The organism is Polyangiaceae bacterium, assembly GCA_020633235.1.
Classification (GTDB): domain Bacteria; phylum Myxococcota_A; class Polyangia; order Polyangiales; family Polyangiaceae; genus JACKEA01.
In genome coordinates, this window is record JACKEA010000005.1 from 246317 (window position 1) to 266670 (window position 20354).

At 68.4% G+C, this 20354-nt stretch carries 19 protein-coding genes; 11 read left to right on the forward strand and 8 right to left on the reverse strand.

Annotated features, from left to right (window positions below; genetic code table 11):
- Positions 1-42 precede the first annotated feature (42 nt).
- From H6717_26945 to H6717_26960, 4 genes are read right to left on the reverse strand one after another with little or no spacing between them, the layout of a single operon-like run.
- Positions 43-1365: a NupC/NupG family nucleoside CNT transporter gene (locus H6717_26945; protein MCB9580697.1), complete on the reverse strand. Its 1323-nt coding sequence runs from the start codon at positions 1363-1365 to the stop codon at positions 43-45.
- On the reverse strand, positions 1362-2375 hold the full coding sequence (locus H6717_26950) for a ChaN family lipoprotein (GenBank protein ID MCB9580698.1): 1014 nt from the start codon (positions 2373-2375) through the stop codon (positions 1362-1364). Before H6717_26950 ends, H6717_26945 begins: the two co-directional genes overlap by 4 nt.
- Positions 2376-2377: 2 nt before the next feature.
- The gene (locus tag H6717_26955; protein ID MCB9580699.1) at positions 2378-4780 is read right to left on the reverse strand and encodes an ATP-binding domain-containing protein; all 2403 of its coding nucleotides are present in this window, start codon (positions 4778-4780) and stop codon (positions 2378-2380) included.
- Between the two features lie 44 nt (positions 4781-4824).
- Positions 4825-6315, reverse strand: coding sequence for a hypothetical protein (locus tag H6717_26960; GenBank protein ID MCB9580700.1), 1491 nt, complete (start codon positions 6313-6315; stop codon positions 4825-4827).
- 83 nt (positions 6316-6398) lie between these two features.
- Between H6717_26960 and H6717_26965 the strand changes: the two genes are divergently transcribed.
- Positions 6399-7385 carry a zinc-dependent alcohol dehydrogenase family protein gene (locus H6717_26965; GenBank protein ID MCB9580701.1) on the forward strand — a complete coding sequence of 329 codons (987 nt, stop codon included), beginning with the start codon at positions 6399-6401 and terminating at the stop codon, positions 7383-7385.
- Here H6717_26965 and H6717_26970 read toward each other — a convergent pair.
- On the reverse strand, positions 7372-8103 hold the full coding sequence (locus H6717_26970) for a dienelactone hydrolase family protein (protein MCB9580702.1): 732 nt from the start codon (positions 8101-8103) through the stop codon (positions 7372-7374). The two genes, H6717_26965 and H6717_26970, sit on opposite strands and share 14 nt — an antisense overlap.
- Before the next feature lie 528 nt (positions 8104-8631).
- Here H6717_26970 and H6717_26975 point away from each other — a divergent pair.
- Positions 8632-9318, forward strand: coding sequence for a hypothetical protein (locus H6717_26975; GenBank protein MCB9580703.1), 687 nt, complete (start codon positions 8632-8634; stop codon positions 9316-9318).
- A 77-nt stretch (positions 9319-9395) separates the two neighbouring features.
- Positions 9396-10856 carry a PQQ-dependent sugar dehydrogenase gene (locus H6717_26980; GenBank protein ID MCB9580704.1) on the forward strand — a complete coding sequence of 487 codons (1461 nt, stop codon included), beginning with the start codon at positions 9396-9398 and terminating at the stop codon, positions 10854-10856.
- Here the strand turns inward: H6717_26980 and H6717_26985 are convergent.
- The gene (locus H6717_26985) at positions 10850-11347 is read right to left on the reverse strand and encodes a TetR/AcrR family transcriptional regulator (protein ID MCB9580705.1); all 498 of its coding nucleotides are present in this window, start codon (positions 11345-11347) and stop codon (positions 10850-10852) included. The two genes, H6717_26980 and H6717_26985, sit on opposite strands and share 7 nt — an antisense overlap.
- Positions 11348-11380: 33 nt before the next feature.
- Complete coding sequence (locus H6717_26990; protein MCB9580706.1) at positions 11381-12709, reverse strand: MATE family efflux transporter; 1329 nt, start codon at positions 12707-12709, stop codon at positions 11381-11383.
- A 53-nt stretch (positions 12710-12762) separates the two neighbouring features.
- Here H6717_26990 and H6717_26995 point away from each other — a divergent pair, with 53 nt between their 5' ends.
- From H6717_26995 to H6717_27030, 8 genes are all read left to right on the forward strand, one after another.
- Positions 12763-13494, forward strand: coding sequence for a hypothetical protein (locus tag H6717_26995; GenBank protein ID MCB9580707.1), 732 nt, complete (start codon positions 12763-12765; stop codon positions 13492-13494).
- Positions 13495-13565: 71 nt separating this feature from the next.
- Positions 13566-14549, forward strand: a complete 984-nt coding sequence (locus H6717_27000) for a hypothetical protein (protein ID MCB9580708.1) — start codon at positions 13566-13568, stop codon at positions 14547-14549.
- Positions 14550-14570: 21 nt separating this feature from the next.
- A complete protein-coding gene (locus H6717_27005; protein ID MCB9580709.1) occupies positions 14571-14999 on the forward strand; it encodes a hypothetical protein in 429 nt (142 codons plus the stop codon).
- Between the two features lie 33 nt (positions 15000-15032).
- Positions 15033-15677, forward strand: coding sequence for a hypothetical protein (locus H6717_27010; GenBank protein ID MCB9580710.1), 645 nt, complete (start codon positions 15033-15035; stop codon positions 15675-15677).
- Positions 15674-16138 (forward strand): hypothetical protein, encoded by a 465-nt coding sequence (locus H6717_27015; protein ID MCB9580711.1) that lies wholly within the window; start codon positions 15674-15676, stop codon positions 16136-16138. The genes H6717_27010 and H6717_27015 overlap by 4 nt, the downstream gene beginning before the upstream one ends.
- Before the next feature lie 128 nt (positions 16139-16266).
- Positions 16267-16425, forward strand: a complete 159-nt coding sequence (locus H6717_27020; GenBank protein ID MCB9580712.1) for a hypothetical protein — start codon at positions 16267-16269, stop codon at positions 16423-16425.
- 302 nt (positions 16426-16727) lie between these two features.
- A complete protein-coding gene (locus H6717_27025; protein ID MCB9580713.1) occupies positions 16728-17417 on the forward strand; it encodes an outer membrane beta-barrel protein in 690 nt (229 codons plus the stop codon).
- A 253-nt stretch (positions 17418-17670) separates the two neighbouring features.
- Positions 17671-18264, forward strand: coding sequence for a hypothetical protein (locus H6717_27030; GenBank protein MCB9580714.1), 594 nt, complete (start codon positions 17671-17673; stop codon positions 18262-18264).
- Positions 18265-19052: 788 nt separating this feature from the next.
- Here the strand turns inward: H6717_27030 and H6717_27035 are convergent.
- On the reverse strand, positions 19053-20279 hold the full coding sequence (locus H6717_27035; protein MCB9580715.1) for a hypothetical protein: 1227 nt from the start codon (positions 20277-20279) through the stop codon (positions 19053-19055).
- Positions 20280-20354: the final 75 nt, after the last annotated feature.

A 20354-nucleotide genomic window follows, 5' to 3' on the forward strand; every position in this document is an offset into this window, starting at 1 on the left:
GAGGGAACCCTCCGCCGTGCCATCGACACTTTCGGACAGCGCTCAGCCGATGAGCACGCCAGCGACGGTGCCGGTCATGAAGGCGGCCAAGGATCCGGCGATCATCGCGCGAAATCCCAGCGCTGCGAGGTCCGGCATGCGGCGCGGCGCGATGCCGCCAATCCCGCCGAGCTGGATGCCGATGGAGGCGAAGTTCGCGAAGCCGCACAACGCGTAGCTCGCGATCACCGCCGAGCGCTCGGACAGCACGGGCTTCGCCGCCGTGGTCAGCTCCCCCAAGTGGATGTAGGCGATGAACTCGGTGAGCACGAGCTTTTCGCCCAGGAGCCGCCCCACCGTTGCCGACTCGCTCCAGGGCACGCCCATGGAGAAGGCGATGGGGGAGAACAGCCAGCCCAGGATGCGGGAGAGCGACAGCGGCTCTCCCGCCACGCTCACCAGGCCGAGCACCCAGTCGCCCAGGGCGATGAGCCCCACGAAGGCGATCAGCATGGCGCCCACGTTGATGGCGAGCTTGGCGCCGTCCGTCGCGCCGTTGGCCGCGGCCTCCAGCACGTTGGACGCGGTCTTCTCGGTGACCGGCTCCACGGTCTTGGCAGTGATGGGCTCGCCCACTTCCGGGCACATCACCTTGGCGATCGCCAAAGAAGCGGGTGCGCTCAAGATACTGGCCGTCACCAGGTGCCCGGCGATGTGCGGAATGTCCTTCAAGAAGCCGACGTAGGCCGCCATCACGCCGCCGGCCACGGTGGCAAAGCCGCCGGTCATCACCGCGAAGAGCTCCGACCGCGTCATGCCGTCCACGTAGGGGCGCACCACCAGGGGCGCCTCGGTCTGGCCCACGAAGATGTTCGCTGCCGCCGAGAGCGACTCTGCGCCGCTGGTGCCCAGCGTGCGCTGCATCACCCAGGCGATGCCCCACACCACCTTCTGCATGATCCCCAAGTGGTAGAGGATCGCCATCAGGCTCGAGAAGAACACGATGGTGGGCAGGATCCAGAAGGCGAAGGTCTTCACTGGCGGCGAGATGCGCCCCACGAAAGTGACGGGCTGCCCCTGGGTGTTCAGGATCTGGTGCGGCTCCACGCTCTGGAACACGAAGCTCGCGCCGGCCTCGGCAAAGGAAAGGAGCTTGTGCACGCCGCGGTCGATCAGGTCGAAGAAGACCGATTGGAGCGTGGGGTTCAGGATCATCAGGCCCAGCACCAGCTGCAACCCCACGCCCCACAACACCGGGCGCCAGCGTACGCGCCAGCGGTTGTCGCTCAAGAGCCAGGCCAGCGCGATCATCACCGCCATCCCGGACAGCGAGAGCAGTCGTTCGCCGAGGCTGGCGTGACCCGGCAGAAATGCGGCCGGTGTCATTCGTTCGGGGGTGTCAGGATCACGCCGTAGTCGAAGCCTTCGAGCTCGCCGCGGGGATCCTCGTCGTCGCTCGACACCACCACCGGCAGGACGCCAATCACCTTGGCGCCGGTGCGCCGCCGGAGCCGCGCAGGGATCGCGTGGTCGCGGCAGTGGCCTTCGCCGGCCACGATCATGATCTGACGAGCGGGCAGACGCTTGCCGAGCCAGCGGGCTGCGGTGTCCGCCATGGTTTCGTCCCACACCACCTGCGCCACGTAGATGTCGTCCGACGGCCCATGGGGGCTCGGGTGCGCCTTCATCACTTCGTCGAACCAAGCGCGGTGCTGCTTGTCTCCCAGGTCGAGCTCCGGGATCTCTCGTGCCTCGTCCTCGCTCAGGGACGAAAGCCCGTTACGCGCGACCTTCTGCGTCAGCTCGCGCCGCGCGTTCAGCGCGATCAACGGCACCCGCGCGCGCCGGGAGTGACGCACCAGCGGCCGGTAGAAGGCGTAGTCGAAGCCCCAGCGCTCGTCCCATTCGCTGTCCTCGAGCAGCTCCTGCTCGTTGGTCTCGCCCGCTTCGTACGCATCCAGATCCTTTTGAAACGGCCGTTGCCACATCTCGAAACCGATGGCCAGCTCGCGCCCCGTCATGCGTGCGCTGTCGATCAGGGCGTCGAGCACGACCAGCTGCGCATAGTGCGCGTGCGGATTGTCGTGCTGCTCCCCGACGCAAATGGCGTCCGCTTCGCTCAGGGCGTCCATCAGCTCGTCCGGCGGCAGCGGAGTGCCGTCTTTCACACGCAGGCCGTGAAAGGGCATCGCGGAACGCGCCACGATGTCCGGGGGCAGGGCGCCATGGTGATGGTGCGGTGAATTTGGATGTTGGTCCGCCGCGGCCACGTCCCGCGGCGACGCTGCGCGTCTCGGCTCGGCGTGGCAACCGGAAATCGCCGCCGACAGTGCGAGCATCACGAAGAGCCCGCGCGCGGTCCGCTTCGTCGCTTCGCTTCGCCCGAGCTCGTCCATGCTCAGTAACTTTGCTGCTGCAAGCGGTCCGGAATCAAGGGGGACGCCGTCCCGGTGGCCAAGAGCCACAGCTGGTGCGCGGCGCGGGTGGCGGCAATGTGCATCAAGTGCCGCGCCTCCTCGTCGTCGGGGTAGCTCTGCTGGCTCACTTCCACCAGCACCACGTAGTCGAATTCCAGGCCCTTCACCTGGCGCACGTCCGTCACGTCCACGCCCGGCTTGAAGGGGAAATCCTGGTCGGCGATGCGCCGCAGCCGGGACACCTCGCCCTTCTCCAGGCCCTTGAAGTAGATGTCCGCCTGCTCCGGGTAGCGCGCGATGACCGCCACGCTGGCCTGCGGCTCGGACGTCATCAGATCCCGCAGCGCCTCGGACAGGAAGCCGACGGCGTCGCCGGCGTGGGCGAAGGAGAACAGCTCCACCGGCGCGCCGCCGCGGGTGGCCTGGGGCGGATTGCCGGTAGCCAAGGGGCCCAGCACCTCGCGGGAGAACTCGAGGATCGGCGCCGTGGATCGGTACGATAGCTCCAGCGGCTCGATCTCCACGTGGGACAGATCCAGCTCGGAGAGCACGGTCTTCCAGTCGGAGAAGCCGTTGTCCATGTGCAGCCGCTGAGCCACGTCGCCGGCCAGCGTCACGCTCTGGGCGCGGCTCACGGTGCCCATCACCACCGCAAGCTCCACCGGGCTCAGGTCCTGCGCTTCGTCCACCAAGATGTGCTCGTACACGAGCGCATCCTTGCCCCGGGCGCCCCGGCGCAGGGGGCCGCGCAGCCGCTGGCAAAGCCGAAGCAGGAGCGTGTCGTCCTCGCGATCCAAGGCAGAGCGCTCTTCGACCTCGGCGCCATCCACGCCTTGCTGCCCATCCAGCTCCCGCGGCTCGGCGTTCTTCTCACGCTTTTCCGTCATCGCGTCGGCGGCTTCTTCGATCTCGAGCAGCATCTCTCCCGAACGCGCAGCGCACCAAGCGTGGGCGCGTTTGAGCTCGTCGGCGCTGAAGGCGCCCGGGGAGTAGCGCTCGAGGCCGTCTTTCAGCCGATCGTGATCGCTGAGCAAGTCCGCCCATACGGACACGACGTCCCGCGTGATCGCGAGGCCTTCCGCGATCACGCGCTCCACGCGCACCCGCTGGTCGGTGTCCAGCGCCCGGGCGCCGCCCCGCTCGAGGTACGTCCTCAGAGAGTGGAGCCGGTGGGCGAGGGGGCGCTTCTGCGTCATGCGCCACTCGGCGCTCACGCCTTCCGCGCCCAAGCTGGCGGCGCTCAGCTTCTCTTCGATCCCTTCGCCGAGCCGAACGACCTCTTCGTCGATCAGCCGCAGCATGGTGGGGTGCTTCTTCAGGCGAGTGACCACCGAGGGCGTGCCGTCGGTGTAGCGCCGGGGCACGCGTGGCAGCTGCAGCGCTCGAGTGCGCTCTGCCCAGTCCTCGTAGGTGCGGATCGCGAGGCCGGAAACGCCGAGCGCCGGCAGCACCTGGCCGATGTAGCGAGCCAGGGCTTGGTTGAAGACGACCACCAGCATGCGGTCCGGGCGGAAGCGCCGGGGGTCGTTGTAGGCGAGGTACGCCAGCCGGTGCAGGCCGATGGTGGTCTTGCCGCTGCCGGCGCCGCCCTGGATGACGACCAGGCCGCTGTCGGGCTTGGTGATCAGATCGAACTGCCGCGGATCGATGAGGGCGGTGATCTCCTTGAGATGCCGGTCATCGCCGCCGTCCACCCCCACGCCGAGGGTGCCTGGCGCGTGGTGCTGGTCGGCTCGGAGCGCCGTACCCTGACCTCCGGTGAGCTTGAGCGCACCCTCCGACAGACGCCGCCAGCTGCCCTGAGTGCCCCGCGCGAAGGCGCCTTGGGGCGAGCCGATGCGCCGCAGCTCTCCCTCGACGATGTTCAGGCTGCGGCGGGTGACGACCTCGCCGCTCACCTCCCGGTCGCCGAACACCTCGTCGTACTCGTCCCCCTCGTCGTAGCGGTAGTAGAGGCGGCTGACCGGCGCGTCGCGCCAATCCACGATGCGCACGCCGCTCTTGGTGTCCAGGTAGGTCGAGCGGCCGATCAGCACCTCGCGGCGCCGCGGGCCCTCCTGCAGCACCAGGCGACCGAAGTACGGCGAGCGCGCGTCCACGAAGCCTTCGCTCTGCTCCCGGCGGTGCGCCGCCAGGCTCTGCAGCCGGTCCATCTGCTCCAGCAGTGGTGGGAGATCCTCTTGCCGCGCGCCCGCGATCTCGTCTCGGAGCGCCAGCATCTGGGACTCGTAGTCCGCCGCAGGGGGGCGTTCGCTCTTGCGGGCCGCGCGGTTTTCGAGGTGGCTGTGCACTCGGCCGAGGCACTCCTCTTCTTCGTCGACGATGCGTTCGAGCTCGGGATCTTGGGATACGGCCTGGGGATCGGACATCTGCTGCTGGGTCACTGGGGGGCCGACCGCACTAGCACTTTTTTCGAGGGATGGGGACGTCAGGGCGCCTCCAGCGCGCCGATGGCCGGTGGTGAGCGCCAGCAGCTGCCGTCGAAGTCGCCGTGGGCGCCGCTCTGGGGCGTCCCGGCGCCCGCCGCAGGGCTCGCCGCGGAGATGTGGAAATCCGCCGTGAGCCCCGGATCCTGTCCCACCACGGCTCCGCTCTCGGTCGCCGGCAGGCCCGTGGGCGCGGAGCTCCCGGGCGCGTCGTGCGCGTACCAGAGGTTGTTCATGAAGGTGAAGCTGCCTCCCTGGGTGTTGGGCCCCACGTTCGCGAAGGTGGCGAGGGCGGAGCTGTCGAAATAGACGAGGTTGTTCGCGAACACACCGTTCTGCGCCTCGAGGAACGTGGCGGCTCCGCTGCTGGTCGTCTCTTGCAGGATGCGCAGCACCCAGTGCTCCGGATCCACGATGGTGTTGTTGATCGCGGCGCAGTCGACGCAGCCCACGAAGGCGATGGCGGCCACGCTGCCCTCGATGACGTTGGCTTCCGCGCGGATGTTCTTGGCTTCGTAGTTGTCGCCCGTGGTCGACAGCGGCGGACGGAAGAACTGCGGGCCGGTGGAGCCGCCCATGTTGAAGGCGCGCTCACCGCCGTCCTTCACGTGGTTCCTCCAGAGCAAGATGTTCTCGCTGCCGCCCTTGGCTTGCACGGCATTGCCGCTGTTCTGCTCGAACGAGCTGTGGAAGATCACGCCGTCGTGGCAGCCCACGTGGTCGATGCCACTGCCCGAGCCGCTGCCGCCGCAGCGGGCGAAATGCCCGTTCAGCACGAAGTAGTCGTCGAGGCCCGAGAGCTTGAGGCAGTCCTCGTTGCCGCCGGTGCCGATGTCATGGATGTCGAGGCCGTCGAACACCACGAAGCGCGTGGCGTCGGGATTGCTCGTCTCACCGCCGTCGTCGCAGTTGATGCCGTTGCCGGTGGCGTTCCGCACCTCGAGATCGTGGACCACCAGGTAGCGCACCTTCGACAGGTGCAGCCCTTCCGTGCCGCCGTCGATGACGGGCAAGGGCTGTCCCGCCACGCCGCCAATCCAGATGGGTGCGCTCTCGGTGCCGGCGAGATCGGAGATGAAGGTCCCGCCGGCGTAGGTGCCGGGATGGATCACGACGGACGTGCCGGGGCTGGTCTGCCCCAGCGCGGCGGACAGTGTCTGGAAAGGGCTCTGCGCGGAGCCGTCTCCGCCGCTGCTGGCGGCGGCGTCCACGTGCAGCTCCTTCGACGGCGTCTTGCCATCGGCGAAGGTGGACACAGTGCCGCACGTCGAAGGGCTCCCCGCGCTGCCGCCGCTGCCCGCGGCGCCTCCCGTCCCGGCGCTGCCGCCGGCTCCCGCGCCGCCGCCGCCGGTCCCGCCGCTCCCGCTCACTCCCGCCTGGCCCCCGGTCGCCGTGCCCGCCGCGCCGCCGCTGCCGGCGGCGTCGTCGCTGCCGCACGCTGCGCTGGTCGCGACGGCGAGCAGCAACGCCACGGTCATTGCCTTTTGCACCATGCGTTCGAGGGTACGGCGCTTGTCAGCGCTCGGAAACCACCAGATGATGGAGCCGAGGGGAGCGAAAGAACGTGTCCGATCGAATGCGCGCCATGGTGCTGTCCCGAGCCGGCACCCCGTTGGAGCTCAGGAAGGTGCCCGTCCCGAAGCCCGGGCCGGATCAGCTCTTGGTGCACATCCGCTGCTGTGGCGTGTGTCGCACGGATCTGCACGTGCTCGACGGCGAGCTCACGGAGCCCAAGCTCCCGCTGATCCTGGGACATCAGATCGTGGGCACCATCGCCGAGGTGGGCAGCGAGGTCGACGGCTTCAAGGCGGGGCAGCGCATTGGCGTGCCCTGGCTCGGCAGCACCTGTGGTCGCTGTCGCTACTGCCGCACGGAGCGGGAGAACCTGTGCGACGCCGCCCGCTTCACCGGCTATCAAATCGATGGCGGCTACGCCGAGTACGCCGTCGTGAATCCGCGCTTTGCCCTGCCGCTGCCGGGCTCGTATCCGGATCTCGCCGTGGCCCCGCTCTTGTGCGCCGGGCTCATCGGGTATCGCTCGTTGGTGATGACGGGAGACGCCGAGCGCGTGGGACTGTACGGCTTCGGTTCTTCGGCCCATATCATCGCGCAGGTCGCGCGCTACCAAGGACGGCGGGTGTTCGCCTTCACGCGCCCGAAGGACCAACTGGGGCAGGAGTTCGCCCGCAGCCTGGGAGTGGAGTGGGCCGGGGGCTCGGACGAGAAACCACCGGAGGAGCTCGACGCCGCCATCATCTTCGCGCCGGCGGGAACGCTGGTCCCTCGCGCCCTCGAGGCGGTCGCCAAGGGCGGCGTGGTGGTGTGCGCCGGCATCCACATGAGCGACATCCCCTCGTTCCCCTACGAGCTCTTGTGGGGTGAGCGCGTGGTGCGGTCGGTGGCCAATCTCACGCGCCTCGACGGTGAAGAGTTCCTCGAGCTGGCACCGCGTATCCCGGTGGAGGCGCAGGTCACGCGCTACTCTCTGGAAGACGCCAATCAGGCGCTGACGGATCTTCGGGACGGCAACTTCTCCGGTGCCGCCGTGCTCATGGTCGGCTGAGCGCTCGCATCACGAACGCGTTCAGCTCCTCCAGCACGCCGTCGGAGATGCCGTGCTCGCCGTTGAAGGGCACGAAATGCACGTCGAGCCCCGCTGCCGTCATCAGATCCCGTAGCTCTTCTGCGAGCGAGAAGGGCAGCAGTGGATCCTGACGGCCATGGCTCTGCAGCACGGGCAAGCCGCGCCGCTTGGGCATCAGCGCGCTCCACTCCGTCTTGCACAGCAGCGTGCCGCTCATCTGCACCAAGCCCGCGAGCGGGCGCTCCGTGCGCAGCGCCACGTCGAGGGACAGCATCGCCCCTTGCGAGAATCCCCCCAGCACCACGCGGTCGCCGCTCACGCCGAGCTCGACTTCCAGCGCGTCGAGCATCTCGATCACCTTCGCCCGCGCCGCCGCCATTCCGTCGGGCTCGCGTTCGCTGAGGGCGTCGAGATTACCCGTCACCAGCGCCTTCTCCAGCGCCTGAACGTCCAACGGCCACCACGCCCGGGCGTCACCCAGCTGAAAGGGCGACTCGATGTCGAGAGCCAGCGGCCCTTCCGGAAATGCGAAGCGCGTTCCTTCGGGCGCCGAGAGCTGTCGCCACAGCCCGACCAGATCCGTACCCGGCGCACCGAAGCCGTGGAGCAGCACCACGACGGGTCCGTCCCCGCCGCCTTCGCGGTCGCTCCCGCCGGTCAGACGAACGGTGAGGGGACCCAGCTCGATCTCGCGCATGGCGGCACCTTAACGCGGCGCTCCGGCCTGTGCCGGGGGATGTTGGTCCGGCGCGAGCCCCGTCGTGGACGGGCGGCACGACGCTGCCAGCCGTCGCGCCGCGCCGAGACAAGTCCGCGCAATCACGTCATTTTCGCGACGGGCTTCGCGCCGCACCCACAAAATCGATAGCATCCGGCCGACTGGCCGGTCTATGCTCTGGGCCATGGGACATGCGCGCTGGATGGGGACGTTGGTGTTGGCCCTGGCCGCAACTTGGGGATGCGGAGGGAGCGACGACTCCGGTGGCGGGAACGCGAGTGGCGGTGCGAGCGGAAGTGGAAGCGGCGGCGCGAGCGGAAGCGGGGGCGGCGGCGTGAGCGGAAGCGGGGGCGCGAGCGGAAGCGGGGGCGGGGCGGGAGCGCGGGCGGCGGCGGGAGCGCGGGCGGCGGCGGGAGCGCGGGCGGCGGCGGGAGCGCGGGCGGCGGCGGGAGCGCGGGCGGCGGCGGGAGCGCGGGCGGCGGCGGCGCGGCGGGAGGCGGCGGTGGAGTGCAGGGCCTGTCGAACGTCGGATCGCTGGTGGTGCTCGGCGACTCCATCTCCGACGGCGGTGGGCAGCCGCCCTACTACTACAACTTGCTGAAGAGCGATCTCACCGCGAAGTACGGCGTCATCGACTACAAGAACAATGCCCAGAGCGGCTCCAAGACCAGTGCGTTGAAGGGACAAGTGAACGGACTGCCGGCATCGCTTCCGGGGCCGGTGGTGGTCGCCATCACCAGCGGCGGCAACGACATGAAGGCGCAACTACCGGCGATCCTGACGGGAACGGACGGACCGGCGCGGGCGGCGATGGGGGCGAACGTCTCCGAGGCCCTCGGCCTGCTGCTTGCCCCCGGGCGCTTTGGCGCTGGTGTGGAAGTGCACGTCTACGAAGCGAACATCTACGACTCCAGCGACGGGCAGGGGAACTTCGGCCAGAACAATTGCGCTTTCGGCAATGGTCTGCCGGCGATCGCGACGGACGCCTTCTTCGCGAGTTGGAACGGAGAGATCGCAAGCCAGGTGGGCGCCAAGGGGCAGGTGCTGATGGACATCCATGCGCAGTTCTGGATGCACGGCTTCAACCATCCGCCAAACTGGTACGCGAGCGACTGCACGCATCCGAACAGCACCGGGCATGATCGCTTGCGGCGCTATTTCTATCAGCAGATCACCGGCGAAACGCTGCCTTGACCATCGCTGGCGCGCGATAGCAGTGGCGCAGAGTCGGGGTGCAGCCTAGAGTTTTCCGTCTTCACGTGGAGGATGGGATGAGACTGAATCTTCGGCTTGGATGGACTCTTGCGCTCTTCGCCGGCCTGGCGCTGCCAGCGGCAGCCTGCGGCAGCGATGACAGCAGCGGCGGCAGTGGTGGTGGCGGCGCTCAAGATGGTGGCGCAGGCACCGGTGGCACCAGCGGCACGGGCGGTGGAAACACCGGCGGGACCGCGGGCACCGGTGCCACCGCGGGCACGGGTGGCGCTGCGGGGGGCGGCGGCTCGGCGGGAACCGGCGGCGCTTCCGGCGGCGGTGGCGCTTCCGGCAGCGGCGGGACTGGCGGCCAGACCCTGTTCAACTGCGACCCGCCGACGGGAAGCGCACCCGCGCTCAAGCTCGTGAAGGTGGACGACGGCTTCGCTCGCCCGCTCACGGCCAACAGTCCCGACGGCGACACGGCGCGGATCTTCGTCGGCGAGCAGCACGCCGGCAAGGTCAACATCATCAAGAACGGCAGCACGCTGCCAACGCCGTTCCTGGACATCTCCGACCGGGTCATCAGCAGTGGCAACGAGCGCGGGCTCCTGGATATCGCCTTCCACCCGAACTTCATGCAGAACGGCCGCTTCTTCGTGCACTACACGGCGGACGGCACCACGGCGTCTTCGGGCTCCACCGTGGTGAGCGAGTTCACGGTGTCGCCCCCCACTTCTGACACGGTGGACGCCAGCACCGAGAAGGTGCTGCTCACGCAAGCGCAGCCGGAGAGCAACCACAACGGCGGCACGCTGGAGTTCGGACCGGACGGCATGCTGTACATCGGCCTGGGAGACGGCGGCGGCGCCAACGACCAGCACGGCAGCATCGGCAACGGCCAGAGCACGGACACGCTGCTCGGCAAGATGCTGCGCATCGACGTGGATGGCGCCAAGGCCAGCGGCAAGGAGTACGGCATCCCCAGCGGCAACATGACCGGCGCGGGCGTGCCGCCGGAGCTGTGGGCCTACGGTCTGCGCAACCCGTGGCGCTCCACCTTCGACGCCTGCACCGGCGACCTGTACATCGCCGACGTGGGCCAGGGGCAGTGGGAGGAGATCGACGTCCAGCCCAAGAACGCGTCCAGCGGCATCAACTACGGCTGGCGCGTGATGGAAGGGACGCACTGCTTCAACCCTTCGAATGGCTGCGACCAGTCCGGCAAGCAGCTTCCCGTCGCGGAGTATCAGCACACCGGCGGGAACTGCAGCGTCACCGGCGGTTACGTGTACCGCGGCTCGGCCATTCCCGGGCTTCGCGGCACGTATATCTACGCGGACTACTGCACGGGGAACTTCTGGACCTTTGCCTGGACCGGCGGCGCCGTGACACCGAAGAACATCACTTCGGAGATCAACCCCGGCAACGCCCTCAAGCAGATCGTTTCCTTCGGGCAAGACGCCAGCGGTGAGCTGTACGTGGTGGTGGAGGGCGAAGCCTCACCGCCCGGTGCGGTCTATCGCATCGAAGCTCAGTAGTCGCCCAGGGCGCGAGCGCCGCGCTCGGCCAAGCGCACGGGGTCGCTGACGGCCCCGGCCAGGCCAAGGAGCGCGGCGCCGTGGGCCAGGGCCCACACGGCTTGTGCATGGCCGGGCGCCGAGCGCTCGAGGGCCCCGAGCACTGCGCTCTGGCCGCTGGCCAGGGTGTCGCTCATCAGGCGATAGCGCTCCGGCGCGTCGAGGGCGAAGCGAACGATCTCCGTGGCCGCGGCCTCGGGGCTCGGCGGCGCAGCATGTATACACGCGACGAGATCGGCAAAGGCATGGGCGGCTACCGCAGACAGCAGCGCAGCGCGATCCGAGAAGTGGCGGTAGGGCGCGCTGTGGGAGACGCCCGAGCGGCGCGCGACGGCGCGGAGGGTGAGGGCATCCTGTCCCCCTTCACGCAACAGCTCTGCCGCCGCGTGCACGAGCGCGCGCCGGAGATCTCCGTGGTGGTAACGGCGCCGAGGCTCCACGTCCCAAACCATGCGCCGGCTCTCGGATGTTTACAACAGCAACATTTAGACGCGCACGTCGGCCCAGCCGCCGCGGCGCCAGAGCCCAACGAACACGCCCGCTTGCAGCCCGCGGTAGCCGGCCTGCACCAACCAGATCCCGATCAGACCGAAGCCGAGGACGGGCCCCACGAGGTACACCGTGGGCAGCAGCAGCACCCACTGCAAGAGCACGCTCACGATCAGCACCGTGCGCGTGTCCCCCGCGCCCTGCATGGAGAACATCAGCACCATGCCCAGCGTGTCGAAGGGCATGCCGATGGCGATCAGCCGCAACGGCCAGCGTGCCATGCCCAGTGTCTCCGCGTCGTGGAGGAAGGGCGAGAGCAGCAGGTCCGGAGCGATCAACGCCGGCAGCGCGATGAGGGTGATGGCCACCGTCGCGATGCGCACGACGTCCCAGGCCCAACGCCGCGCGTCCTCCTTGTCTTCGCGTCCCAGGGCCTGGCCCACGAGAGAAGCCGCCGCCAGTCCGAAGCCCATCGCCGGCAGCAGCGCGACCAGGAGCAAGTTCAGGAGCACGTTGGAGGCCGCGAGCTCTGCCGTGCCCACACGGCCGATGATCGCGAACAGCGCCGTCATGCCGGTGGCGAAGAAGAACTGCTGCAGCCCTGCCGGCAAGCTCAGTCGCGTCATGGTGCGGGTGGTTTCGCGATCCGGCAGACCCCGCAAGAAGCCCGAGCTCCTCGCGTGGCGAAGAGCCAGCGCCACGTACGTTCCGGTCCCGACCCAGGTGGCGATGGCGCTGCCGATACCTGCGCCCAACGATCCATAGGCGGGCAGTCCCGCGACGCCGAAGATCAACGCATAGCTGACCACCACGTTGGTCGCGTGCATCACCAGCAGCGTACGTAGGTACAGCCGCGACAGGCCCACACCGTTGAAGTAGCCACGGAAGCTGAAGTTCATGCCGATGGCGACCATGGCGGTGAGCCGCGCTTGCAGGTAGGGCGCGCCCACGGCGCTCACCGGAGCTTGATCCGCGAGCAGCGGAAAGAAGCGCGGCGCGAGCCAGATCAAGAGCGCGCTCGCCGGCACGCCGATGACCGCCGCGAGCAAGAGCCCGCCGTTCAGGGGGATGGCCTTCTCGCTCTCGCGACCTTCCCCGAGGCGCCGTGCGCTCATCGCTTGAACCCCAGCGGACAGCCCCGTGATGAAGGCGGTGCACATGAAGTTCGCGAAGCTCCCGAGGCCCACGCCCGCCAGCGCCGCGTCCCCCAGCTGGCTCACCATCAAGGTGTCCACCAGGTTCAGTACGTTCTGGCTCACCATGCCGCCGATGATGGGAAGCGCCAGCGCGAGGATGCGCTTCCGTCGACTGGGATCCGGCGACATGTGGGGAGTCTTCTTTAGACGGAACCCGCTGCGCTGTCCGCTACTATCCGGCCATGTCTCAGGAGCTAGCCGCGCTGATCGCGAAGAGCCGGCGGATCTTGGCCTTCACCGGTGCCGGGCTCTCTACCGGCAGCGGCATCCCGGACTTTCGCGGGCCCCAGGGGGTGTGGACCAAACGGGCGCCGGTGTACTTCCAGGAGTTCATGGCCAGCGAGGAGGCGCGCGTCGACTACTGGGAGCTCAAGCTGGAGGGCTATGCCGCGTTTCGCGACGCGAAGCCCAACGCGGCCCACCGCGCGCTGGTGGAGCTCGAGCGACGCGGCCAGCTCGAATGCCTGGTGACGCAAAACGTGGACGGCCTGCACCAGGCGGCGGGCACCAGCCGCGAGAAGCTCATCGAGCTGCACGGCACCAACGCCGAGGTGGAGTGCGTGGGCTGCGGCGCGCGGGAGGGAGCGGCGCGGACCATGGACGAATTCGAGCGAACACGTCAGCCGCCGCGCTGCGCCCAGTGCGGCGAGCTGCTCAAGCCCGCGGTGGTGATGTTCGGGCAATCCCTGGATCTCGACGCCTTACGCCGCGCGCGCCGGGCGAGCGAAGCGGCGGATCTGATCCTCGCCCTGGGCTCGTCCCTGGTCGTGACCCCCGCGGCGGACATCCCGCTCTTTGGCGCGCGGCGCGGGACGCCGTACGTCATCGTCAATCGCGGGGAGACGCCGCAGGACGACGTCGCCACCCTGCGCATCGACGACGACGTCGTGGCCGTGCTGGCCGCTGCTCTTTAGCCGTCCCGTGACGGGGCTCGCGCCGGACCAACAAAAGAAGATCGATCCCGTGGGTGGTACGTCCTTTGGCCATGCGTAGAGCCTTTGCTGTCGTGCTGCTGCTGGCGACCTCGGCTGGGGCGGCGCCGTCTTTGGATGCGGCGCGCTTGACGAAGCTCGAGACGAACCTCTCGATACCCATCTGCGGCGTGGGGTACTTGGACAGCCGGGCCGGGCAGCTGGATGCGGCAGGCAAGTTCGACAAAGTGCCCTACCTGCTGCACATGGCGCGCACGCGCTACGCAGACGACAAGAGGCGCTCGCTCTCGGTGCTCGCGGTCCGGCTGCTGTCGCGCAAGAAGGCGCGGAGTGCCCTCGTGAGCCTGGTGAAGGACAAGAGCGTTGCGGCGGAGGTGCGCTACGAGGCCGCGCGCACCCTGGCTCAGGAGCTCGGCTCCGGCTTTGGCAAGAAGCTGCTCTTCGCCGAAGCGCACGGCGGGGACCTGCAGCGGCGGGCCGACTCGCTCTCTGCGCTGATGCACGTCCTCGCGGCCGGCGACCTCGAGCGCGTCATCGATCTAGCAGCGGATCAAGATCACTACGTCGTGGACCGCTTCTTGGAGGAGATCGAAAAACAGCCGCGACTCAGACCGTCCGCCCTGGCGCTGCTCCGGAAGAAGTACACCGCGGCCAAGGGCACGGAACGGGTGCGCTATGGCTACGCGCTCTTGCTCTTGGGGGTTCCCGGGCACGAGAGCGAGGTGAAGCGCTTCTTGCTCGACAAGAAGACCGTGAAGGACGAGACGGAGCTCTACCAGCTCGGCCAGATGTGCCACGCGCTCGCTGCGCGCGGGCATGCCTTCGCCTTCGATGCCGCGCTGCACGTCACGGACCTGTATCGGCAGGTGAAGGGCGCCGCGTTCTTCATGTATGCGCTGAGCGTGTTCTGGGAGAGCGCCCCCTTCGACCAGAAGTGGGTGCTGGGCAAGACCGAGCCCGAGGCGGCGCGCATCGTCCGGCGCTGGTGGCAGCAAAATGGCGCCGCCCTGCGCTTCGATGGCAAGCGTTTTCGCTGAGTTTGACGAGCCTTCGCCGTCGTGGTGCACTGGGCTGCGATGGACCTGAACGACCTGGTCAAGGGGCTCCTCTCCGAGCTCGGCAAAGTCTCCAAGAGCGACGCGGTGGTGGGCGGCGTGCGCGATGCGGGCAAGGCCAAGGTGATGCCGCTGTCCAAGATCAGCATCGCCTTCGGCACGGCCATCGCGGGGGTGGACGGCAAGAGCCAGCGTGAAGGCAAGGAAGGGGACGCCGGCCTGGAGGGGGGCGGCGTGGGTGGAGCGCTCATGGTCGAGCCCAAGGCCTTCGTCGTCGTCGGGGAAGACGGCGTGCCGCACATGCTCGCGCTGAAGAAGGGTAAGCAGGCGGTGCTGCGCCGCGGTCTCGAGATCTTGCCGACTGACAACGGCACTCCCGCCCTCGCCGGGGAAGCGCCCAAGCGCTTGGGCGACGGCAAGCCCAAGAAGTAGCCCGAGCGGCTGGCCCCCGCGATGCTCGGGTGGGTGATCATCGCTGCGCTCGCGGTCGTCGTGACCGTGGTGCTGGTGCTGCTGCCGTGGCGCATCCATCTGCGCTTGCAGGGGCGAGGGGAGCCGAACGGCGCGTGGGCGCTGGCGGGGGCCGTGAAGACCGGTCCCGTGCTGATCACCGGCGTTGCCGCGCGCGGAGTGCCCGCGCGGGCGGAGGCGGCGCTCTTCGGACGCACGCTGTGGTCGTCCGAAGAGAAAGACGAAGACACGGAGGACGACGAAGCGCGCGCGAAGAAGCACATCGAGCGCGCCCGCGGTGGCTACTCGCGCGTGGAGCGCTTCTTCGATCCGGTGGAGCTGGTCGCCTTCGCCCTGGGCGAGCGCCGGCGTGTGCAGCTCGAGAGCGTGGAGGCGGATCTCGACTACTCCTTCGCGGACGTGATCTTGACCGGCAAGCTCCTCGGTGCCCTGTACGCCCTCAACGGCGCCCTGCCGGAGCAGGTCGTGATCCGGCAGCGCGCCTCCTGGGACTCGGAAGATCGCGCGGAGATCGCTGCCACCGGGAAAATCCGGGTGTGGCCCGGGCTCTTGCTCGTGGACACCGTGGTATTCGTGATACGACATGTGAAGTTGCGTCGGCGAGAACCTCCGCCGGCCGGGGAAGCGAGCCCGTCATGAGCGAGAAAATCAGCAAGATCGTCTCCAGCCTGCTGGACGGAGTGCATGGCATCTCCAAGAGCGAGACCATCATCGGCGAGCCGCAACAGGCCGGGGACGCCACGGTCATTCCCGTTCATCGTCTGAAGGTCGCCTTCGGCGCCGGCAGCGCCTCTGCCGGTGCGCACCGCGGCAAGATGGGTGGGGACTCCGGCGGGCATGGCGCCGGCGGCGCCGTGGAGCTGGATCCCGTGGCCGCCATCGCCGTTGGCAAGGATGGCCACGCGCACCTGCTCACGGTGGAGGCGGACGCCAGCAACACCTGGAGCGCGCTCCTCAGCGAGGCGCCGGAGCTCATCAACAAGCTCGCGCACACGCTCGGGGATCGCGTGAACCACGAGCTCAAGCACCGCGGCGTGAAGGGCGAGCTGGAAGACGGCAGCGCTTCGGACGCAGAAGAAGCCACCGCCGACGACGAGTGAGCGCAGGCATTGCGCCGATATCCCGCGCGACGAACGCACTGCGCGCGCGCCCCACGAAAATAGCCATTTTCTGCGGGTTTTCGCTGGATCGAAGCTTGCTTTCGGTCAACTCCCGGAGGTTGGTTCAAATGGGGCAGACCAAAGTTGACGATATCGATGCCACCCTGACGCAGTTGAATCGGGAGCGGAAGACGAAGATGACGTTGGTGCTCGCGGCCATCGTGCTGGCGGGCATCGCAGGATTGATCTTCGCGCAGCTGTCGAACACGGTTCCAGTCGGCTACTGAGCCGCGGCGCGGCCTTCGCGCCGTGCGTCGCGTTCACACACGCGCGTGAATCGATCACATCGGAACCGGACGGGCGCACAATCCGAAAGGGTCTCCTTGGAGCAAAGCTCCGGGCCGCCGCTTGGCCTATCCCTTGCTGACGCGGCCCACCACGCGGGGCATCATCCGCCCCGCGTGGAGGAGACTCGGTGAAACATCTCGCAGTAGCGTTCGCAGGTTTTTGTTGGTTCGCCGCGGCCACCGTCCCGGCGCGAGCACAATCCAAGTCGGAGCCCGCCGCGGAACCGGAACCTGCCGCGTCCATGGCGGCAGAGGACCGGCGCGGCTTCGAGCTCATGCTGCGTCCCGGCTACGGCTCGGCGGGCGACAAGTCTCCCGTGGTGTATGAACCCGCGGGTCTCGCGGTGCTCGCCAACCCGCCCGGCTCGGGCGACGTGTATGGCGGCAAGTCCGGGATCTACGGCGGCGGCTTCGCGGGTGACGTCTCGGCCGGGTATCGGTTCTTGCCGTTCATGAGCGCCGGCGTGTACGCGGAGATGCGCTCTTCCAGCGCCAAGGACCCCAAGGACGACACCACGGATCTGTCGCGGTCGGCGTGGGGCACCGGTTTCTACGTCCGCGGCTATTTGCCGACGCTGCACGAGAAGATCGACCCATGGGTGTCCCTCGGCGTCGGCTACGTGCAGGACACGCAGACGTACAAGCGCGCCGTCACGGGCAGCGCGGAGTGGACCTTGCGCCACCACGGCGTCGCCGTGCCCCTCGGCCTCGGCGTGGACTACCGCGTGGCGGACTTCTTCGCCGTGGGGCCGTCCTTCCGCTACAGCTTCGTCAATCAGGCGGGCGGCTGCCTCGAGGTGAGCGCGCAGACGGCCCTCGGGTCCGCCACCAACAAGCAGTGCACCGACGCCGACGAATTCCGTCGCATCACCAAGACGAACAGCTACGGCGCGTGGTCCGTGGGCCTCGATCTGCGGCTGACCTTGCACTGATCTCGCACGGGGCGCTCTGCTCATGGCCCTCATGCCGGGCGCTCGCTATACTCCCTGCCATGTCCGGCTCGTCCCGCCCCGCGGACCCGCGTCCCGACCGCCCCCCGGTCGACGTGCGTCTGGTGGCCCCCCAGAGCCGCTACGAGATCCACGACGGGAGGCTTTCGTACGTGGCACCTGCAGACGAACCTCACGGCAGCCGTCACTCCAAGGTGTCCGCGCTGCTCGAGGCGTACGCCGCGACGAATTCGACGTGGCGCGCGACATGCTCACGCGCACCTCGGAAACGAGCGACATCGCGCCGGACGTGAGCGTGTTCCCCCGTGCGCGGGACGAGGTTACCGGCGGGCGTCAGCTGGAGCAGCTCGCCTTCGAGGTGGTCAGCACGGAGCGCCTGAGCCACGCTGCTGACAAGGCCCAGCGGCTCGTGGACCGCGGGGTGCGCCGCGTGTTCGCGGTCGACGCCACCCGCAAGCGCGCCTTCGAGTGGTCGCGCGATCTCGGTACCTGGGAAATCCTCGCGCAGAGCGCGTCCATCGAAGATGCCGTCCTGGTCGCCCCGTTGCCGGTCGCGGCGCTCGTCGAAGCCGCGAAGGCCGACGATGCGATCGCGACCGCGCTCTTGGCCAAGAACAACCCCGTCCTCGCGTCAGCGCTCGTCGAACAGCGGAGTGAGGGCAAGATCGAGGGCAAGATCGAGACGCTGCTCAGAATCCTCGAGGTCCGCGGGGTTACGCTCTCGGGCGAAGAGCGGGAGCGCGTCGTCGCCACGCGGGACGCCGCCCAGGTCGACGCATGGCTCGATCGCGCGGTTGTGTGCCGGGACGCCGCGGAGCTCTTCGAGTAGGCGTCGCGCCGCGACGGGTATCGCGCCGGGCCAACATCAGGGGGTATGGAACTTCGCTGATGGGGCTTTCCAGGCCGTCGGCGGCATGGATGTTGATGCCGCACGCGGGCGGGTCGGGTGAGGCGGCGCGAGCGGCGAAGTCGGTAGGGTCACGGAGGTAGACCCTCGCAAGCGGCGAAGACCTCGGAATGAGTATCAACGTGCGACTCGCCCGCTTGATGTCACCCAGGTCACCCCGATCCCGGCAACGAGCGCACCGCTGAGCCGGGGATCGCACGATACGCCGGAGCTACTGGACCAATCATTCTGCCCACATCTTTGTGTGCCGAGCAGGCCGAGGGCGCGAAGGCTCGGCCCAATGCGGATGCGCCGAGACGCGTACAGCTCGACTCCAACGCCGAAAAACGCTCCCAACCCGTCCGTGGACGGCCCCAGCCCCAGGTCGGCGAATCCATCGAGCCATCCGACCTGCAGCGGTTCGACGCGCAGCGCGAGCGCCGCTAACCCGTGAATCTGCCGATTCGAGCTGCCTCGTGCACGATATCCGCCGTAGAACGCCTCGAGTCCCCCGCCGAGGCGGAACCAGCGCCCCAGGGGGGCGTAGAGCCCCAGCGATCCGCCCGGACCGGGCAGCGGCGCATCGCAATCCTGACACGCTGGAAACGCAGCTCCGCCCGTAGCGGAAAGCTCCACCTGGGAGCGGCCGGACGTTTCGCGTGGGGGCGCGGCATGTGCAAAATGAGTGGTCAGCGCGCAGCCGACGCCGAAAGCCCAAACCGCGATGCCTCTCACGGCTGCGGCGTTCCGAGCGACGCGATGGGAACGCGCGCCAGGCTCGTGATGGCCCACGGCTTGCCGCTCGGCGCATCGTATGTGGTTGCCCAAATCTCTCCGTTGACGACACCGTAAGGCGTGACCCATCCGAATCCGGCCGGCGCCGGCGCATCGAGCCAGGCGCCGTCTGAGAGGCGAACCGCGCGCAGCGTCGCGGTGTCTTTCACGTAGACCCAGTATTCTTCTCCCGAGTACCCGGCGGGAACCAGCCCCTGCGCACCGTCGATGGTGCGGACCTTCTTGGGGCTGAAGCTGCCAGGTGTGGTCGGCCACGGCGCCGACCACAGCTCGAGGACGCCGGTCGTCTGGTCGAGCTCCTGCCACGCGAGCGTGCTGTCGTCGCCGCGAAGATCCGTCGCCCAAACGCTCGGCTTTTGGCACAGGTTCTCCACGCTGCCGCCAGCGTGTCGCACCGCGAAGGAGCGAGCCGTCGCAATGGGGCTGTCGCGCAGGAAGACGACCTCCGATCCCTTGACGATCGCGCGGTAGTCTTCCTTTACATCCACTGGCCGGGGGATGACTTGGGGGGCCTGGGCCGAGAAGTCCCAGGTGTAGATGAGGCTGTCTGGTATCATGCCCAGAGCCATCAGCTGGGATGAGAAGTCCACATCGCGGACTGCGAGGAGCGTCTTCCCTGTGACGTTCTTGTCAACGGTCAGCAGATCGCCCGCGTTCAAGGCCTCGACGGTGTCGGCGCGCAGGACGTAGGATATGACCTCCGTGCCGTCTCCCCCCGCCGCTCCCAGCACAACGCCGCCGTCCCTTCCCCAGTACAGGCTGCCGACGCCACAGTGCGTGGCCTGCTGATCACTCTGCCAGGCGCCGCGCAAGCCCACTCCCAATTCGTAGACGGCGACTCCGTTCACATACTTTCCGAACTGCGGCGTGAGGAAGAACAACGTTGTCGTAGCCTCGCGCTTCGCGCCAAATGGTGTGTTTAGCTTGCTTTCGATGCCGCCATTTACCCAGCCTGCAATGAACGAGGTGTCCAGCACCACGCATCCCGAGACCCCGTTGTTGCAGTCTTTCCAGATCAGCGGCGGACCCGCGTCGCCCAGCTCGGTTGCGGTCAGGAACTGGCAGCCCGGCGGATTCCAGGGTGCTGGCGCCCACCCCCAGACCCCAGCTTCGGGTGGTCCGTCGCTGGCGGCATCAACCGCGGTGTCAATCCCAGCGTCCATGCCACCCGCCGCTCCGCCACTCGCGGCCCCGCCGGCGCCCACTCCGGCTTCACCGTCCGTCCCGCCCCCGGCTCC

Coding starts and splice junctions, on each gene's coding strand:
- H6717_26945 (MCB9580697.1), bottom strand. CDS start 1,365: ATGACACCGGCCGCATTTCTGCCGGGTCACGCCAGCCTCGGCGAACGA.
- H6717_26950 (MCB9580698.1), bottom strand. CDS start 2,375: ATGGACGAGCTCGGGCGAAGCGAAGCGACGAAGCGGACCGCGCGCGGG.
- H6717_26960 (MCB9580700.1), bottom strand. CDS start 6,315: ATGGTGCAAAAGGCAATGACCGTGGCGTTGCTGCTCGCCGTCGCGACC.
- H6717_26965 (MCB9580701.1), top strand. CDS start 6,399: ATGCGCGCCATGGTGCTGTCCCGAGCCGGCACCCCGTTGGAGCTCAGG.
- H6717_26970 (MCB9580702.1), bottom strand. CDS start 8,103: ATGCGCGAGATCGAGCTGGGTCCCCTCACCGTTCGTCTGACCGGCGGG.
- H6717_26980 (MCB9580704.1), top strand. CDS start 9,396: ATGAGACTGAATCTTCGGCTTGGATGGACTCTTGCGCTCTTCGCCGGC.
- H6717_26985 (MCB9580705.1), bottom strand. CDS start 11,347: ATGGTTTGGGACGTGGAGCCTCGGCGCCGTTACCACCACGGAGATCTC.
- H6717_26990 (MCB9580706.1), bottom strand. CDS start 12,709: ATGTCGCCGGATCCCAGTCGACGGAAGCGCATCCTCGCGCTGGCGCTT.
- H6717_26995 (MCB9580707.1), top strand. CDS start 12,763: ATGTCTCAGGAGCTAGCCGCGCTGATCGCGAAGAGCCGGCGGATCTTG.
- H6717_27000 (MCB9580708.1), top strand. CDS start 13,566: ATGCGTAGAGCCTTTGCTGTCGTGCTGCTGCTGGCGACCTCGGCTGGG.
- H6717_27015 (MCB9580711.1), top strand. CDS start 15,674: ATGAGCGAGAAAATCAGCAAGATCGTCTCCAGCCTGCTGGACGGAGTG.
- H6717_27020 (MCB9580712.1), top strand. CDS start 16,267: ATGGGGCAGACCAAAGTTGACGATATCGATGCCACCCTGACGCAGTTG.
- H6717_27025 (MCB9580713.1), top strand. CDS start 16,728: ATGGCGGCAGAGGACCGGCGCGGCTTCGAGCTCATGCTGCGTCCCGGC.
- H6717_27035 (MCB9580715.1), bottom strand. CDS start 20,279: ATGGACGCTGGGATTGACACCGCGGTTGATGCCGCCAGCGACGGACCA.